The sequence below is a fragment of the Streptomyces sparsogenes subsp. cuspidosporus genome (assembly GCF_039532705.1).
GTDB lineage: Bacteria > Actinomycetota > Actinomycetes > Streptomycetales > Streptomycetaceae > Streptomyces > Streptomyces sparsogenes.
In genome coordinates this window covers 1-576 of sequence record NZ_BAAASD010000160.1, presented here as the reverse complement: position 1 = coordinate 576, position 576 = coordinate 1, and the positions used below count along the sequence as shown (strand labels likewise).

The 576-nt window shown below is 78.3% G+C and carries 1 protein-coding gene; it reads right to left on the bottom strand.

Going from position 1 to position 576, the window contains the following annotated elements:
• The coding region (locus ABFY07_RS42855; protein WP_346179633.1) for an RNA polymerase sigma factor at nt 1–576 on the bottom strand (576 nt) is incomplete at both ends.

Here is a 576-nt window from a genome sequence, read left to right as displayed (position 1 = left end):
CGCGCGGGCCCGGGCGACGGGCCGGACCGCCAGGTCCAGCCCCTGCTCCGCCGCCATCCGCCGCAGCTGGTCCAGGGCCCGCGCCCGGGTCGGCCCGATGCTGCCCGTGGGGATCCCGGTGACCCGGCTGATCCGCTCGTAGCTCCAGCCCTCGTCGCCGAACAGGGCTGCCACCAGCAGCCGTCGCCGCCTCGGCAGGCCCGCGACCAGCGCGTGCAGGGCCGCGGCCAGGTCGGCGTCGATCGCCCGCTGCTCCGGCCCGGGGGCGGGATCGGCGACGAGCGCGCCGGCGTCCTCGGCCGGGATGCCGGCATGCGCGGTGCGGTCGATGATCCGCAGGCACTCCCGGCCCGCGACCGTCGACAGCCAGCCCGGGAGGCGGGCCACGTCCGTGATCTTGTCCGCGTTCTGGGCGAGCCGCAGCCACGTGGCCGAGACGGCGTCGTCGGCGTCGGCGGGTTGCAGCCGGAAGCCCCGGACCCGGGCCCGGACCAGGCGCTCGTAGCGGGCGATCGTGTCCCGCCATGCGGCGGCGTCGCCGCGGGCGAGCAGGTCGAGCAGGTCCGAGGTCGGGAC